This is a genomic window from Gemmobacter denitrificans (assembly GCF_036964905.1).
Lineage (GTDB): Bacteria > Pseudomonadota > Alphaproteobacteria > Rhodobacterales > Rhodobacteraceae > Gemmobacter > Gemmobacter denitrificans.
Genome location: NZ_JBALHR010000002.1, coordinates 415,002 through 430,209, shown reverse-complemented (window position 1 = coordinate 430,209; position 15,208 = coordinate 415,002). Strand labels below are relative to the sequence as shown.

Here is a 15,208-nt window from a genome sequence, read left to right as displayed (position 1 = left end):
CACGCGCAGCTGACACCTGCCCTTGCCTTTCCGCCCCCCCCGCCCCTAGATGTTGGGCAGTCCAACTCACAGGTGATCCATGACGCTGCCGCTGCCCACCCCGGTCTTTGACGCCCATGCCTCTGCCGGCGGTTTCGGTGACCTGCCCGACTGGGATCTGACCGATCTCTATCCCGCACCGGACTCGCCCGAGGTGGAACGCGATCTGGCATGGCTGGAAACCGCCTGCGCCAGTTTTGCGGCGAGCTATGAGGGCAAGCTTGCCAGCCTTGATGCGGCGGGCCTTCTGGCCTGTGTGCAGGAGTATGAGGCCATCGACATCGTGGCCGGACGCCTGATGTCCTATGCGGGCCTGCGCTATTACCAGAACACCATGGACAGCGAGCGCGCCAAGTTCATGGCCGATGCGCAGGATGAGGTGACCACCTCAACCACGCCGCTGGTGTTCTTCAGCCTGGAATTCAACCGGCTGGACGAGGCGCATCTGGCGGGCCTTCTGGCCGCCAATGCCGATCTGGCGCGCTACAAGCCGGTCTTTGACCGCATGCGCGCCATGCGCCCGCATCAGCTTTCCGATGAGCTGGAACGCTTCCTGCATGACGAAAGCGTGGTGGGGGCCAGCGCCTGGAACAAGCTGTTCGACGAGACCATGGCGGGGCTGATGTTCACCGTCGCTGGCGAGGAGGAGGAGCTGAACCTTGAGGCGACGCTGAACCTGCTGACCGACACCGACCGCGCGCGGCGCGAGGCGGCGGCGCGGGCGCTGGCGGCGGTGTTTGACAAGAACATCAAGCTCTTTGCCCGCATCCACAACACGCTGGCCAAGGAAAAGGAAATCCATGACCGCTGGCGCAAGATGCCCAGCCCCCAGCATGGGCGCCACCTGTCGAACCATGTGGAGCCCGAGGTGGTGGAGGCGCTGCGCAATGCCGTGGTCGCCGCCTATCCGAAGCTGAGCCACCGCTACTATCGCCTGAAGGCCAAATGGCTGGGGCTGGAGCGGCTGCAGGTCTGGGATCGCAATGCGCCGCTGCCGATCGAGCAGCCGAAAACCATCGGCTGGGATGAGGCGCGCAAGACGGTGACGGATGCCTATGCCGCCTTCTCGCCCGCCTTGGCCGATCTGGCCGAACCCTTTTTCACCAAGGGCTGGATCGACGCAGGCGTGAAGCCGGGCAAGGCGCCGGGGGCCTTCGCGCATCCGACCGTGACCACCGTGCACCCCTATGTGATGCTGAACTATCTGGGCAAACCGCGCGATGTGATGACGCTGGCGCATGAGCTGGGCCATGGCGTGCATCAGCGGCTGGCGGCGGCGCAGGGTGAATTGCTGGCCTCCACCCCGCTCACGCTGGCCGAAACCGCGAGCGTGTTCGGCGAGATGCTGACCTTCCGCAAGCTGCTGGATGACGCCAAGACCAAGGCCGAGCGCAAGACCCTGCTGGCGGGCAAGGTGGAGGACATGATCAACACGGTCGTGCGCCAGATCGCCTTCTATGATTTCGAATGCAAGCTGCATGCGGCCCGCGCCGAAGGCGAGCTGACGCCGGATGACATCAACGCCCTGTGGATGAGCGTGCAAGCCCAAAGCCTTGGCGATGCCTTTGATTTCATGGATGGATACGAGACCTTCTGGGCCTATATCCCGCATTTCGTGCATTCGCCCTTCTATGTCTATGCCTATGCCTTTGGCGATGGCTTGGTGAACGCGCTCTATGCCGCCTATGCGTCCGGCCTGCCGGGGTTCGAAGAGAAATATTTCGAACTGCTCAAGGCGGGCGGGTCGAAGCATCACAAGGAGTTGCTGGCACCCTTTGGCCTCGATGCCTCGGACCCGAAATTCTGGGACAAGGGCTTGTCGATGATCGCAGGCTTCATTGACGAGCTGGAGGCGATGGAGGACTGATCGCTCAGTCCCCGTAAGCCAGACTCAGTTCCGACAGCAGCGCCTCCACCGCCTCGCCCTTGGCGGTGGGCGCGCGATAGAGACAGACCGACAGTCCCGGCAGATCGGGCAGGCCAAGCCCGGTCAGCTCCACCGTGCCCTGAGGGCAGCGCCCCCGCAACCGGGCCGAAATCGCCAGATCAGCCGCCACCATAGCTTCAGCCGCCTGTTCGCTTTCGCCTTCGATTGCCAGTTCCCACTGAACCCCTGCCGCATCGAGGGCCGCCTGCGCAGTGGGGCGGAAGATGCAGGTATCCTTGAAGGCCAGGCGCAAGGGGCTGCGCCGCGCCGCCGCGCCCTCTTCAGCCCCGACCCAGACCAGAGCCTGACGCGACAATTCCTGCCCTTCCGGGCCGGGCCGGTCTTCGGTGGTCAGGATCACATCCATGTCGCCGCGGGCAAAAGCCTCTTTCAGCGGCAGGGTGAAGGATGATGCAAGGTTCACCCGCAGGCGCGGATATTGCGCAGCGAGCCGTTTCAGGATGCCCGGGATTGCGGGATAGACAATGTCATGCGGCACCCCCAGCCGGATTTCACCTTCGAAATCAGCGCCCGTCAACCGGGCCAGCGCCTCGTCATTCAGGGCCAGCATACGGCGGGCAAAGCCGATCAACTGCTCGCCCTCGGGCGTGAGGCTCAGCTTGCGGGCATTGCGCAGGAACAGCGCAAGGCCAAGACTATCCTCCAGCCGCTTGAGCTGCATCGACACCGCACTTTGCGTCAGGTTCAACAGCCCCGCCGCCCGGGTCACCCCGCCTGCATCCGCCACAGCCACCAGCGCCCGCAGCGCCGTCAGGTCCAGATTGCGCGCCACATCACACCCCTTGATGAATTATCTGACAATCATTCATTTCCATTATCATGCATCAAGGCGCATCTATCATCAAGACCCGGAATGATCGGGCCGCCATTCATCAAGGATCAGCGTGTGCCATGTTCAGCGCCCTCTTTCGCATAGCCCCAACCCCTTTGCGCCATCCCGGCCTGTTGCGTTGGTTGATCGCCAGCGTCCATCACTGGCAGAGCCGCCGCCAACTGGCGCGCATGGAACCCCGCCTGCACAGGGATGCGGGCCTGCCACCGCAAGACGCCGGCAGACCGGACTGGGATCCCCCACTGTGGTGGCATGACCTGCGCTGAAAACCCGGTTCTTCTGCGCAACTTTTCGGCCAGACCGCTTGAAATGCGACAGCAGCCTGCCGATATTGAACGCATAAGGCGCGGCCCACAAAGGCCGCAGCCACCACAACTGGAGGCAACTATGGCTGATTACAATACGATCCGCTCCGTGGGCATGGGTGCCCGCGCCGCGCAGATCGACGAAGGGCTGCGCGCCCATATGAACAAGGTCTATGGCCTGATGTCTGTGGCCATGGTTCTGACCGCAGGCGTGGCATGGGCCGTCGGCACCAATGATGCGATGATTGCCGCGATCTTCGGCACCCCGCTGAAATGGGTCGTGATGTTCCTGCCGCTGGTGCTGGTCTTTGCCTTTGGCGCGATGATCAACCGCCTGTCGGCACCAGCTGCGCAGCTGTTCTTCTATGTCTACGCGGCCGCCGTGGGTCTTTCGCTGTCGGTGATCTTTGCCGTGTTCACCGGCACCTCGATTGCCAGCACCTTCCTCGTGACCGCGATCGCCTTCGCGGGACTTAGCCTTTATGGCTACACCACGAAGAAAGACCTGAGCGCGATGGGCACCTTCCTGATGATGGGCGTGATCGGCCTGTTCATCGCGATGATCATCAACATGTTCCTGCAATCGAGCGGGCTGCAATTCGCGATCTCGTTGCTGGGCGTGCTGATCTTCGCGGGTCTGACGGCCTTTGACACGCAGAACATCAAGAACACCTATATCGAACATGCGGCGATGGGCGATCAGGAATGGCTGGAAAAATCGGCCATCATGGGGGCGCTGAACCTCTATATGGACTTCATCATGATGTTCCAGTTCCTGCTGAGCTTCCTGGGTGAACGCGAATAAGCGCCCCAGACGCAGATCATCCGAAAGGCCGGGCACAGCCCGGCCTTTTTGTTTTCAGGGGCTTGTCAGCCCTGCCGGATCAGAGCCCCTCTCGCGCAGGAAGACTGATGGCCTGACATGACTTTCGGATCTGATGTGGCCCCCCCCATTTCCCTGATTGCGGGATCTGAAGGCGGCGCGGCTGCTGGCCTTGGCTTGCGTGGCAACCGCAGCACCAGGACTGCTGCGTCTGTTCGAAGTCTGGCCAGCAGCGGGACCACTGGCCGCCGGATTGGCCGCCGCAACCCTGATCGCGGCACTGGTGCTTGGCCTGTCATCCCGGCTTGCCCTGCGGACCGAAGCTGTCCTGAATCGGCTGCGTGACCGTATGCGCAGACGCAACGCCTGGCGCAGAAATGACAAGGGCCGCACCCGAAGGTGCGGCCCATGATCCGGTAGGATCGGCAGATCTTACTTGATCTTGCCTTCCTTGTATTCGACATGCTCGCGCTTCACGGGGTCGTACTTCTTCACGACCATCTTTTCGGTCATGGTGCGGGCATTCTTCTTGGTCACATAGAAGTGCCCGGTGCCCGCCGTCGAGTTCAGACGGATCTTGATCGTCGTCGGCTTCGCCATAGTCGTCTCTCCTGCATCCGGGGAAACAGCGTAGCCCCGTAAAATCCTTGAGACCTGCCTTTTAAGGATGCAGGCGGCAGAGTCAACGCGAAAACGCAAGGCGAGGGCGCAAAATATGCCACCCCTGCCCTGATTTTGCTGGGGTTACGGCGCGGGCTTGCCCATGTCGGCATGCAGCTTTGCGACCGTGGCGGAATCAAGCCCGAGCGCGCGCGCCAGCCCCGCCAGATAGCTCCGCTCGGCATCGGTATCGACCGAGATCACCATCAGCGACGCCGCATAGACCTGCCCCTTGGCGCTGTCGGCCACACCGTTGGCAAGCCCTGCCAGATCCATCGGCCCGTCCAGCTCTGCCTGAACAAAGGCGATTTCCTCGTCGCTGGCATCCTTGAGATGCGACAGGATGGTTTCGCGTTCCGCCGCATCAATGGTGCCATCGGCCTTGGCGGCCTGGATCATGGCCCGGATCATCAGCCGGGCGTTTTCCTCGGCCATCGGCCCGGCGGGGGTGGCCCCGGTCAGCGCCCCCAGCATGTCGCCCATATTGGCCGCGCCTGTGCTGGCCGCGCCGGTCAGCGCCGTCATCAGGTTGCCAAAGCCCGCCTCGGCGGTTTCTGTCGCCTGTGCGGCAGTGGTGCCGAATTTGTCGAGCATGCCGCGCACGGCATCCTTGCCGCCCGGAAGGCCCATCTTTTCGGCCATCGCGCCCATCTGATCCCCGATGCCGCCCGGCTGGCCCGCACCGCGCAGCGCATCCTTCACCGCAGACAGGCCGCCGGCCTGCTGCAGCTTCTGCACGCCCTTGGCTGCGGCAAATCCCACGGCCAGCGTGGCCAGCGTCTTCACGAAACTCATGGCTGATTCCCCCCTTGTTACCCGGCAAGCTTAGCGCAGTCCTGTAACAGGACAGGGGGAATTTCGATGCACGGATGGCCTGTAAGCCGGATTCTGTCCAAGAGGTTGCCCTCTCTGGATGACCATTCCTCTATGCGGGCCGTTACCGACACGCTTTAGCCGCCAACCCGGGCGCTCTTGGGCTGAAGCATCCCTTGCGGAGGTCTCCGACAGCCTTGCAGCATATCGTCGGACCTTTCCGCGCGAGGCCCCTATTCGGCGTTGCTCCGGGTGGGGCTTGCCGTGCCGTCCTTGTTGCCAAGTCCGCGGTGGGCTCTTACCCCACCGTTTCACCCTTGCCCTGCAAGCAGGGCGGTCTGTTCTCTGTGGCGCTTTCCCTGGGGTTGCCCCCGCCGGGGATTACCCGGCACCCTTGCTTCATGGAGTCCGGACTTTCCTCGCGTCTTGCGACCCGCGGTCATCCGGCCATCCGTGCGAGGGCTGGCTTACGCGGTGGGGGGCGGGGCGTCAATCGCGAAAGCGGGATCAGCGATCTGGCCGCCCACAATCCACCGGCCAGTGGGCGGCCAGATCGGCGGCCAGCGCGGCATCCACTGCATCCAGCGGGCCGGAAAATCCGGGGCGGAACCGCAGGCGGAAGGCCTGAAGCAGATCTTCCTGCGCGACATCGGGATAGCCAAAGGCGCGGGCCTTGGCCCGAAACTCGGCCGGGTCGGCCTCTTGGGTCACCATGGGCCAGACCGACAAGCCACGATCGGCCAGCCTGCGCCAGTCAAACAGCGGGCCGGGATCGGATTTGCGCCCCGGCGCCATGTCGCTATGGCCGATCACCCGTTCCGGCACGATCTGCCAACGGGCCATCAGATCGGCCAGCACGACCTCCAGCGCCTGCATCTGCGCCTCGGGAAACGGATCATTGCCAGCGTTCGCCAGTTCGATCCCGATGGAACGCGAATTGACGTCGTGGCAGGCCCCCCAGGCCCCTGCCCCGGCATGCCAGGCGCGCAGTTCTTCGGGCACCAGCGCCTGCAGACTGCCATCCACATCGATCAGGTAATGCGCCGAGACCTCGGCCACCGGATCGCACAGCCGGGCCGCCGCTTCAGCGCAGCTTGGCATGGCCGTGTAATGGATCACCACCAGATCGGGCAGCGCGCCATGGCGGCGCGGGCCGAAATTGGGGGAGGGATGGGCAGCAAAGGCCCGCATCGGTCAGCGCACCGCGTTGCGGAAGACCGAGGGGTCCCATGCGCAGGCGAATCCATCGCCGTCGGGGTCAAGCCCCTTGCGGTCTTTCTCGGGGCCGCCCGCTTCAAGGAAGGCAAGCTGGGCCTGTTCCGGCGATGGATACTGCCCGCAGGCCTTGGCCGGATCGCGGATCTGCAGCGACGAGCGTTCATACATGGGCGTTCCCACCGCATGGGTGGTCGCCAGCGCAAATTCGACAAGGTTCGGCCCGCCCGAACCCGACCGCTGCGGCAGCGGCGCAACCGGCGTCACGGCGGCAGGCGCGGGAATCGCAACTGCCGGGGCCGACCCCAGCGGCTGGCCGGGCGCGACAGGGGCAACGGGGGCCGTTGCCATGGCAGGGGCCGGGCTTCCGGCTGCGCGGTCAATGGCAGCCCCCAGCCGATCAGTGGAGAAACCGCCCGCCGCAGGGCTACCCGCGCCAAGCGGTTGCGCCGACACCGCGCCGCCGGCAATGGGCTTCGCCCCGGGGGCCAGGATCGGTGCCCCGCTGTTCAGCGCCGCTTCGCGCTGCGCATCATAGCTGTCAAACCCGACCGGATTTGAATCCGGCACCGAAGGCGCACAAGCCGCAAGGGCAAGCGGTGAAACCAGCATCAAGGGCAGCAAAAGACGGCGCATCGCATTCATCCTGCACAGCAAAAGGCCGGCCCGAAAGGGCCGGTCCGGTATTCAAGTCCGGCTCTTACCACCATTTGCGCGGCTTGGCCACAAAGCCCGCCGCCTGTTCCAGCACATGGGCGTGATTGAGCAAGGCCCCCTCTTCCCAAGGCCGCCCGATCAGCTGCAGGCCCAGCGGCAGACCCTCCGGGTCCAGCCCGACCGGCACCGAAATGCCCGGCAGGCCAGCAAGGTTCAGGGTCACGGTAAACACGTCGTTCAGATACATTTCCACCGGATTGGCGGTCTGCATCTCGCCCAGACCAAAGGCCGGGGTGGGCGTGGCCGGGGCCAGGATCGCATCCACGCCCGCGGCAAAGGCCTGTTCGAAATCGCGCTTGATAAGCGCGCGCACCCGACGGGCACGGTTGTAATAGGCATCATAGAAGCCCGCCGACAGCACATAGGTGCCGATCATGACCCGGCGCTGCACCTCGGCACCGAAACCTTCGGCGCGGGTCTTCTCGTACATCTCGGTGATGCCATCACCAGCGGCCAGTTTGGCGCGGTGCCCATAGCGCACGCCATCATAGCGCGCGAGGTTGGACGAAGCCTCCGCCGGGGCGATGATGTAATAGGTGGGCAGCGCATATTTGCTATGCGGCAGCGAGACTTCGACAATCTCGGCGCCTGCGTCACGCAGCATTTCTGCACCCTGATCCCAGATCCTTTCGATCTCGGGGCGCAGGCCCGGCAGGCGGTATTCCTTGGGAATGCCGATCTTCTTGCCACGAATGTCACCGGTCAGGGCGGCCTCGAAATCCGGAACGGGAATGTCGGCGCTGGTCGAATCCTTCGGATCGTGGCCCGCCATGGCCCCCAGCATGATCGCGGCATCGCGGACCGATTTGGTCATCGGGCCTGCCTGATCCAGACTGGAGGCATAGGCGATGATGCCCCAGCGGCTGACACGGCCATAGGTCGGCTTGATGCCGACGATGCCGCAGAAGGCCGCAGGCTGGCGGATCGAGCCGCCGGTATCGGTGCCGGTCGCGGCGATGCAAAGATCGCCCGCCACCGCCGCCGCCGAACCGCCCGACGATCCGCCGGGGGTCAATTCTCGGTCATCCACGCGCCAGGGGTTCACCGCCGGGCCGTAGCACGACGATTCATTGGACGAACCCATGGCGAATTCGTCCATGTTCAGCTTGCCCAGCATCACCGCGCCCGCATCGAACAGCCGCGACGTCACGGTCGATTCGTATTGCGGGCGGAACCCGGCCAGAATGTTCGAACCGGCCTGGCTGGGCACATCCTTGGTGCAGAACAGATCCTTGATCCCCAGCGGGATGCCGCACATGGCCGGGGCATCGCCCGCCTTGATGCGGGCATCGGCGGCGCGGGCCTGTTCCAGCGCGATTTCCGGGGTCTTGTGGACAAAGGCCCCCAGACCGTCACCGGCATCCATCGCCGTCAGGCAGGACATCGTCAGATCGACCGCCGACAGATCGCCCTTGCGCAGCGCGTCGCGGGCGGCGGCGATGGTCATTTCGTTTGCGTTGGTCATTCCACCACCTTCGGCACGGCAAAGAAGCCCTCGCGGGCGTCGGGGGCGTTCTTCAGCACCAGATCCTGAATATTCCCGTCGGTCACCACATCGGTGCGGCGCTTCAGCCGCATCGGCGTCACCGATGTCATCGGCTCCACCCCGGTCACATCGACCTCGTTCAGCTCTTCCATGAAGCCCAGAATGTTCGACAGCTCATCCGCCAGCGCGGGCAGATCGCTTTCATCCACCTGAATCCGGGCGAGTTTGGCCACCCGGCGCGCGGTTTCGACGTCAATCGACATGGGTGATGCCCCCTTTGACAGTTTGCCCCCGTTTAGCCGGGCCGGGGCAGGCGTGCAAGGCTGTGGCGTGCAAGCCCCCCACGCGGGTGCAGGGGTTACGCCTGAGCGAGGCCGGAGCCGCGCAGGTGCCTGTGCTTGCAGCACTTGCCGAGCGCAACGATGCCACCTGCTTCGCCGGGCTGAACAGCGACGAACAGGCGACCCTGATGGCATTGCTGCAAAAACTGGCCACGGCGCAGGGCTTGCAAACCCCGCCGATCGGATGACCCAGGATCAGACCGGCGCGGCAGTCTACAGCTATGCAGGTTTTTGCACCAAGGCCGGGGCGGCGGGCTGCGCGCTTTATCTGGTGTCGCTGGGCGGGCGGCGGGTGGTCTATGTCGGGCGCAGCGGCGAGACCCATACCGAACATTTCCCGCCGGGCTGAGGGGCGGAATTGACTTCGGCGGCCCCGCGCGGCATAGCCCCGCCATGACAAGCGCGGCGGCAGCGCCGCGCAGAGACGCCACCGCGGCGCTGCCGCATCCTCCCGCCCCTGCCCCGCCCCTTCCGGAGTTGCCATGCGCGTGTTGCCCGAAGCCCGTATCGCCGAATTGCCCAACCCCTATTTCGGCAAGGTGCGCGACTGCTATGATCTGCCCGCCACGGCAGAGGTGCCCGAAGGGCGGCGCATCCTGATTTCGTCCGACCGGATTTCGGCCTTTGACCGCATTCTGGCGGCGATCCCGCACAAGGGGCAGGTGCTGACGCAAGTGGCGCGCTGGTGGTTTGACCGCACGAGCGACATTTGCGGCAATCATGTGCTGGCCTATCCGGATGCCAATGTGGTGGTGGGCAAGCGCCTGACCATCCTGCCGGTGGAAATCGTGGTGCGCGGCTATCTGGCAGGCACCACCGGCACCTCGGTGCTGACGCTCTACAAGCAAGGCCAGCGCGAAATGTATGGCCATACCCTGCCCGATGGGCTGCGCGACAATGAGGCACTGCCGCAAGCGATCATCACGCCCACCTCCAAGGCCTTTGACGGCGGCCATGACGAGCCGCTGACCGCGGCGGAGATCGTGGAACAGGGCCTGCTGACGGCGGCGCAATGGGATGAGGTCTCGGCCAAGGCGCTTGCGCTGTTCGCCCGTGGGCAGAAAATGGCGGCGGAGCGCGGCTTGATCCTGGTCGATACCAAATACGAATTCGGCACCGATCTGGAAGGCAATATCCTGATTGCCGACGAGATTCACACCCCCGATTCCAGCCGCTACTGGCTGGCCGATGGTTATGACGCCGCACTGGCGGCAGGCAGCCGCCCGCCCAGCTTTGACAAGGATGTGATCCGCGCCTGGGTCGCCGCGCGCTGCGACCCCTACAAGGACGCCATCCCCGAAATTCCCGCCGAGATGATCGCGCAGACCAGCGCCGTCTATGTTCAGGCCTATGAGGCGATCACCGGCGAAACCTTCGTACCGGACCTGTCGGGCGAGACGGTGCTGGACCGCGTGCGCAGCAATCTGACCCCGTATTTCGCCGGGTAAGCTGCGCGCGGGGGCTGCCTGCCCCCGCACCCCCGGGGATATTTTTCTCAGGTTGAACGGGCGATGTTTGCGCTAACAGCCACAGGTCGGCTATAAGCGCCAAAACGATTTGGGAGGGTGCCATGATTCTGAGCTGTGGCGAAGCGCTGATCGACATGTTGCCGCGGGAAAGCACCGCAGGCGAAGCCTGCTTTGCCCCCTATGCGGGCGGGGCGGTGTTCAACACGGCCATCGCGCTTGGCCGTCTGGGCGCGCCCTCGGCCTTCTTCTCCGGTGTTTCGACCGATATGCTGGGCGAGATCCTGGCCGATACGCTGGAGGCCTCCAAGGTCGATACCAGCCTGATGGCGCGTTCGGCTCGCCCCACGACCGTGGCCTTTGTCAAGCTGGTGAACGGTCAGGCCACTTATGCCTTCTATGATGAAGGCACGGCGGGGCGCATGCTGTCGGTGGATCAACTGCCCGCGCTGCCCGCAGAGGTGGACGCGCTGTTCTTTGGCGGCATCAGCCTTGTGAACGATCCCGCCGCCAGCACCTATGAGGCACTACAGGCGCGCGAGGCCCCTGCCCGCGTGACCATGATCGACCCGAACATCCGCCCCGGCTTCATCGCGGGCAAAGAGGCCGAATACCGCGCCCGGATCGAGCGGATGATCGCCCGCGCCGATCTGGTGAAACTGTCGGATGAAGACCTGCATTGGCTGATGGGCGACGGCGATCTGTCGGCCTTGGCGCGCGACATCCTCGCCAAGGGGCCGAAGGTCGTGTTCATCACCGAAGGCGCTGCGGGCGCGCGTGCCGTCACGGCGACGCAGGATCGGTTTGTCGCGGCGACCAAAGTCACCGTGGCTGATACCGTCGGCGCTGGCGACACCTTCAACGCGGGCGTTCTGGCCGCGTTGCATGAGGCAGGCGCGCTCAGCAAGGCGGGCGTGGCCGCGCTGTCTGACGCGGTGCTGGATACCGCGCTCAGCCTCGGCACGCGCTCTGCCGCTGTCACCGTCAGCCGCGCGGGCGCCAATCCGCCCTGGAGGCATGAACTGTGAGAGCGGTCATTCAGCGGGTCAGCCGCGCCAAGGTCAGCGTCGATGGCGTGGTGGCGGGCGAGATTGGCGAGGGTCTGATGATCCTCGTCTGCGCCATGCAGGGCGATACCGAGGCGCAGGCCGATCAGTTGGCCGCCAAGATCGCCAAGCTGCGCATCTTCAAGGATGAGGCGGGCAAGATGAACCGCTCGGTCAAGGATATTGGCGGGGCCTGCCTTGTGGTCAGCCAATTCACCCTGGCTGCCGATCTGCGCGGCAACCGCCCCGGCTTTTCCACCGCCGCCGCGCCCGCAGAGGGGCAGCGGCTTTACGAATATTTCACCGCGCGCCTTGGGGCCGAGGGGCTGGCCACCGCAAATGGCATCTTCGGTGCGGATATGGATGTGGACCTGCTGAACCAGGGGCCGGTGACGATCTGGATGGACACCGCGCAGTAAGCTGCCGGATCAGCCGGGCTGGCAATAGCTTTGGGTTTTCACCCAGGCCTGCATTTCGGCCCGTTTGGCGGATTTGCGGAAGGGCATCCAGTCGCGCCCGATCCCCTGTCGGCCATTGCCCACCGCCACACCATCGCGTTCGACGTGATGGGCGACCATTTCCACCGCACAGGCCAAATTGGCACTGCCATCCTTCAGGGCCGCGCTGGATTGCGCGTCACAGCCGTAATTGGCGGCCGACCGGGGGGAAATCTGCATGATGCCGATATAGCGCCCGCCCGCGCCCGAAGCCTTGGGGTTATAGCTGCTTTCATGCTTGCCCACGGCCGAGATAAGCCCGGCCCAGAAGGCGCGGCGTTCCATCAGGCTGGCCTTTTCATAGCCCGGGCACCATTGTTCGATATCGTCGGGCACACGGGCAGCAAGGGCATCATCCTTTTCGGCCACGGCCATCAAGGTGTTGACCGTCCATTCCTGTGCCTGCGGGTGATGGTCCCATCGCATGGGAGGGGGTGTCGTGGCCCTGGCCACCAGATCGGCGGTTCCTGTCGTGCATCCTGCCAGGGCAATTGCTGCCGTGACCATGATGATGGACTGTCTGACCTGCATCCCTGCATCCAAGTGGCGCCGCACCTCTGTGCGCGACGGCAGGTTTGTGCCTGCCCTTGGCCACTTGAAGCAAGCTCTGCCTTCGGACATGCGCGAAAATCCGCCCGTTGCGCCTTGCCCGTCGGGCCGCGCCTGCCTATGAAGGGGGCAAGTTTGCAAGGGGAAACCGATGCTCGACCTGACCTATGAAGCACCCAAACCGAAGGTGATTTCGGGGGCGAAACATGATTGGGAACTGGTGATCGGCATGGAAATCCACGCCCAGGTCAGTTCCAACGCCAAGCTGTTTTCGGGGGCCTCTACCCAGGTCGGTGCCGAGCCGAACAGCAATGTCAGCTTTGTGGACAGTGCCATGCCCGGCATGTTGCCGGTGATCAACGAATTCTGCATCGAACAGGCGGTGCGGTCGGGTCTGGGGCTGAAGGCACAGATCAACCTGCGGTCTGCCTTTGACCGCAAGAACTATTTCTATCCCGACCTGCCGCAGGGCTATCAGATCAGCCAGCTGTATCACCCCATCGTGGGCGAGGGTGAGGTGATCGTGGAACTGGGCCCCGGCGTTGCCCGGCGCGTGCGGATTGAACGCATCCATCTGGAACAGGATGCCGGCAAGTCGATCCATGACATGGACCCGAACATGTCATTCGTGGATTTCAACCGCACCGGCGTGGCGCTGATGGAGATCGTCAGCCGCCCCGATATCCGTGGCCCCGAAGAGGCAGCGGCCTATGTGGTGAAGCTGCGCCAGATCCTGCGCTATCTGGGCACCTGTGATGGCAACATGCAGAACGGCAATCTGCGCGCCGATGTGAACGTGTCGGTCTGCCGCCCCGGCCAGTATGAAAAATATCAGGAAACGCAGGATTTCAGCCACCTGGGCACGCGCTGCGAATTGAAGAACATGAACTCCATGCGCTTCATCCAGATGGCCATCGATTACGAGGCCCGGCGCCAGATCGCCATTCTGGAAGATGGCGGCACGGTGGTGCAGGAAACCCGGCTGTATGATCCAGACCGCAACGAAACCCGGTCGATGCGCAGCAAGGAAGAGGCGCATGATTACCGCTATTTCCCCTGCCCCGATCTGCTGCCGCTGGAAATCGATCAGGCCTGGGTCGATGACATCGCCGCCCGGATGCCCGAACTGCCGGATGCCAAGAAGGCCCGTTTCATGGCCGATTTCGGCCTGACGGATTACAATGCTGGTGTCTTGACCGCTGAATTGGCGAATGCCTCTTATTTCGAGGCTGTCGTGGAAAAAGCGCGCCGCAAAGGAATTGATCCTCAGGCAAAACAATCAAGCGGCTTTACCGTTGCGCATGGGATCTCAAATATGATCGTCAATGATCTGTTTGGAGCACTCAAGAGCTCAGACTTTACAATCGAAACGAGCCCAATTTCTCCCGAGCAACTCGCCTCTTTGGTTATGCTGATGCAAAATGGCGAGATCACCTCGAAAATGGCCAAGGAGCTGTTCGAAATCCTCTGGACCGAAGGCGGCGATCCGGCCGAAGTGGCGGCGGCGCGCGGGATGAAGGCGGTCACCGATACCGGGGCCATCGAAAAGGCGCTGGATGATCTGATCGCAGCCAACCCCGCGCAGGTCGAAAAAGCCAAGGTCAATGCCAAGCTGGCAGGCTGGTTCACCGGTCAGGTATTGAAAGCCACCGGCGGCAAGGCCGATCCGGCGGTGGTCAATGCCATGGTGGCGCAGAAACTGGGGCTTTGATCCCGGCCAAGGCAGGAAAGCAGGGGCACCTTGCAGGTGCCCCCTTTTTGTTGGCGGGTGATGGCACGCCACCGCACGCGGATTTGTGCCGCCGGTCGGCCTTGGGCAGTTGCGCGGGGGGCGGTTGGTTTCTATCAAGGCGGGGTGCGCAGTCCCTTGGCGGGGCTGACAATGACATTCGCCCGCAAGGGGCAAGACTTTCCGGGCAGGAGTTTCGGATGCAGCAATTTGAATTCAAGGTGGTCCCCGCGCCGCGCCGGGCCGAAAAGGTCAGGGGGTTGAAAACCACCGAAGACCGGTTTGCCCATGCGCTCATGCAGGTGATGAACCAGCTGGGGCGCGAGGGCTGGGATTATGTCCGCGCCGATGTGCTGCCCTGCGAAGAACGGGTGGGGCTGACAGGCAAGGCCACGAATTTCCACAACATGCTGGTGTTCCGCCGCCCGCTTGCGACTGCGGCTGCGGCGACTGTCGTGGCGATGACCGAAATAGCTCCCCCTGCCCCGACCGAGGCCCCGCGTCTCGGGACTGCGCTGGTCAGCGAAGGCAGCGCCCCGGCGCTTGGCCCGGCACGGCCTGAGGCGGCAAACGGCTGATCAACCGCGCGCTGCCGCCAGCGCCTGCGGCAGGGCTTCGGCAAAGGCGGCCAACGCCGCCGCATCCCCCACGCTGACCCGGATGCACCGATCCATCGGCGCGACAAAGGGCACGGAACTCCCCTCTGCGGGGGAACACACGGATGGCACAGCGCTCAGCATCG

18 protein-coding genes, 1 other RNA gene and 1 pseudogene are annotated in these 15,208 nt (G+C 64.0%); 10 read left to right on the top strand and 10 right to left on the bottom strand.

All coding sequences use genetic code 11. The features are described 5' to 3' along the window. Positions 1-79 precede the first annotated feature (79 nt). A complete protein-coding gene (locus tag V6590_RS05275) occupies positions 80-1,906 on the top strand; it encodes a M3 family oligoendopeptidase (protein ID WP_335420619.1) in 1,827 nt (608 codons plus the stop codon). A 4-nt stretch (positions 1,907-1,910) separates the two neighbouring features. On the opposite strand, the gene V6590_RS05270 is transcribed toward V6590_RS05275, so the two are convergent. Next, positions 1,911-2,759 carry a LysR family transcriptional regulator gene (locus V6590_RS05270; RefSeq protein ID WP_335420616.1) on the bottom strand — a complete coding sequence of 283 codons (849 nt, stop codon included), beginning with the start codon at positions 2,757-2,759 and terminating at the stop codon, positions 1,911-1,913. A gap of 447 nt (positions 2,760-3,206) precedes the next feature. Here V6590_RS05270 and V6590_RS05265 point away from each other — a divergent pair, with 447 nt between their 5' ends. After that, positions 3,207-3,929 carry a Bax inhibitor-1/YccA family protein gene (locus V6590_RS05265; RefSeq protein ID WP_335420613.1) on the top strand — a complete coding sequence of 241 codons (723 nt, stop codon included), beginning with the start codon at positions 3,207-3,209 and terminating at the stop codon, positions 3,927-3,929. 157 nt (positions 3,930-4,086) lie between these two features. Further along, a complete protein-coding gene (locus tag V6590_RS05260) occupies positions 4,087-4,359 on the top strand; it encodes a hypothetical protein (RefSeq protein ID WP_335420609.1) in 273 nt (90 codons plus the stop codon). A 20-nt stretch (positions 4,360-4,379) separates the two neighbouring features. On the opposite strand, the gene rpmG is transcribed toward V6590_RS05260, so the two are convergent. From rpmG to gatC, 7 genes are all read right to left on the bottom strand, one after another. After that, the gene (gene rpmG, locus V6590_RS05255; protein ID WP_023666545.1) at positions 4,380-4,547 is read right to left on the bottom strand and encodes a 50S ribosomal protein L33; all 168 of its coding nucleotides are present in this window, start codon (positions 4,545-4,547) and stop codon (positions 4,380-4,382) included. A 144-nt stretch (positions 4,548-4,691) separates the two neighbouring features. Next, positions 4,692-5,402 (bottom strand): DUF533 domain-containing protein, encoded by a 711-nt coding sequence (locus tag V6590_RS05250; protein WP_335420587.1) that lies wholly within the window; start codon positions 5,400-5,402, stop codon positions 4,692-4,694. A gap of 66 nt (positions 5,403-5,468) precedes the next feature. Then, an RNA gene (gene rnpB, locus V6590_RS05245) (RNase P RNA component class A) lies at positions 5,469-5,875 on the bottom strand. Positions 5,876-5,927: 52 nt separating this feature from the next. Next, complete coding sequence (locus tag V6590_RS05240; protein WP_335420586.1) at positions 5,928-6,611, bottom strand: N-acetylmuramoyl-L-alanine amidase; 684 nt, start codon at positions 6,609-6,611, stop codon at positions 5,928-5,930. Between the two features lie 3 nt (positions 6,612-6,614). Then, the gene (locus V6590_RS05235) at positions 6,615-7,271 is read right to left on the bottom strand and encodes a hypothetical protein (RefSeq protein ID WP_335420582.1); all 657 of its coding nucleotides are present in this window, start codon (positions 7,269-7,271) and stop codon (positions 6,615-6,617) included. A 64-nt stretch (positions 7,272-7,335) separates the two neighbouring features. After that, on the bottom strand, positions 7,336-8,817 hold the full coding sequence (gene gatA, locus V6590_RS05230; protein ID WP_335420578.1) for an Asp-tRNA(Asn)/Glu-tRNA(Gln) amidotransferase subunit GatA: 1,482 nt from the start codon (positions 8,815-8,817) through the stop codon (positions 7,336-7,338). Then, positions 8,814-9,101, bottom strand: a complete 288-nt coding sequence (gene gatC, locus V6590_RS05225; RefSeq protein ID WP_335420575.1) for an Asp-tRNA(Asn)/Glu-tRNA(Gln) amidotransferase subunit GatC — start codon at positions 9,099-9,101, stop codon at positions 8,814-8,816. Before gatC ends, gatA begins: the two co-directional genes overlap by 4 nt. A gap of 86 nt (positions 9,102-9,187) precedes the next feature. Between gatC and V6590_RS05220 the strand changes: the two genes are divergently transcribed. The 5 genes from V6590_RS05220 to dtd all read left to right on the top strand — a co-directional run bounded on the left by V6590_RS05220 (position 9,188) and on the right by dtd (position 12,110). Continuing rightward, entirely contained in the window at positions 9,188-9,367 is a 180-nt protein-coding gene (locus tag V6590_RS05220) for a hypothetical protein (RefSeq protein ID WP_335420572.1), read from the top strand. Further along, on the top strand, positions 9,364-9,528 hold the full coding sequence (locus V6590_RS05215) for a DUF1398 domain-containing protein (RefSeq protein WP_335420570.1): 165 nt from the start codon (positions 9,364-9,366) through the stop codon (positions 9,526-9,528). Before V6590_RS05220 ends, V6590_RS05215 begins: the two co-directional genes overlap by 4 nt. A gap of 133 nt (positions 9,529-9,661) precedes the next feature. Further along, a complete protein-coding gene (locus tag V6590_RS05210; protein ID WP_335420567.1) occupies positions 9,662-10,627 on the top strand; it encodes a phosphoribosylaminoimidazolesuccinocarboxamide synthase in 966 nt (321 codons plus the stop codon). 122 nt (positions 10,628-10,749) lie between these two features. Further along, positions 10,750-11,673, top strand: a complete 924-nt coding sequence (locus V6590_RS05205; RefSeq protein WP_335420564.1) for a carbohydrate kinase family protein — start codon at positions 10,750-10,752, stop codon at positions 11,671-11,673. Then, a complete protein-coding gene (dtd, locus tag V6590_RS05200; RefSeq protein WP_335420561.1) occupies positions 11,670-12,110 on the top strand; it encodes a D-aminoacyl-tRNA deacylase in 441 nt (146 codons plus the stop codon). The genes V6590_RS05205 and dtd overlap by 4 nt, the downstream gene beginning before the upstream one ends. 9 nt (positions 12,111-12,119) lie before the next feature. Here the strand turns inward: dtd and V6590_RS05195 are convergent, their stop codons facing one another. Beyond that, positions 12,120-12,719: a lytic transglycosylase domain-containing protein gene (locus V6590_RS05195; protein ID WP_335420558.1), complete on the bottom strand. Its 600-nt coding sequence runs from the start codon at positions 12,717-12,719 to the stop codon at positions 12,120-12,122. Positions 12,720-12,888: 169 nt separating this feature from the next. Between V6590_RS05195 and gatB the strand changes: the two genes are divergently transcribed. Continuing rightward, complete coding sequence (gene gatB, locus V6590_RS05190; protein ID WP_335420555.1) at positions 12,889-14,448, top strand: Asp-tRNA(Asn)/Glu-tRNA(Gln) amidotransferase subunit GatB; 1,560 nt, start codon at positions 12,889-12,891, stop codon at positions 14,446-14,448. A 218-nt stretch (positions 14,449-14,666) separates the two neighbouring features. After that, positions 14,667-15,044 carry a DUF4177 domain-containing protein gene (locus tag V6590_RS05185; protein WP_335420552.1) on the top strand — a complete coding sequence of 126 codons (378 nt, stop codon included), beginning with the start codon at positions 14,667-14,669 and terminating at the stop codon, positions 15,042-15,044. On the opposite strand, the pseudogene V6590_RS05180 reads toward V6590_RS05185, so the two are convergent. Then, positions 15,045-15,158 (bottom strand): annotated as a pseudogene (locus V6590_RS05180) (pyridoxal phosphate-dependent aminotransferase); the annotation flags it as partial. Positions 15,159-15,208: the final 50 nt, after the last annotated feature.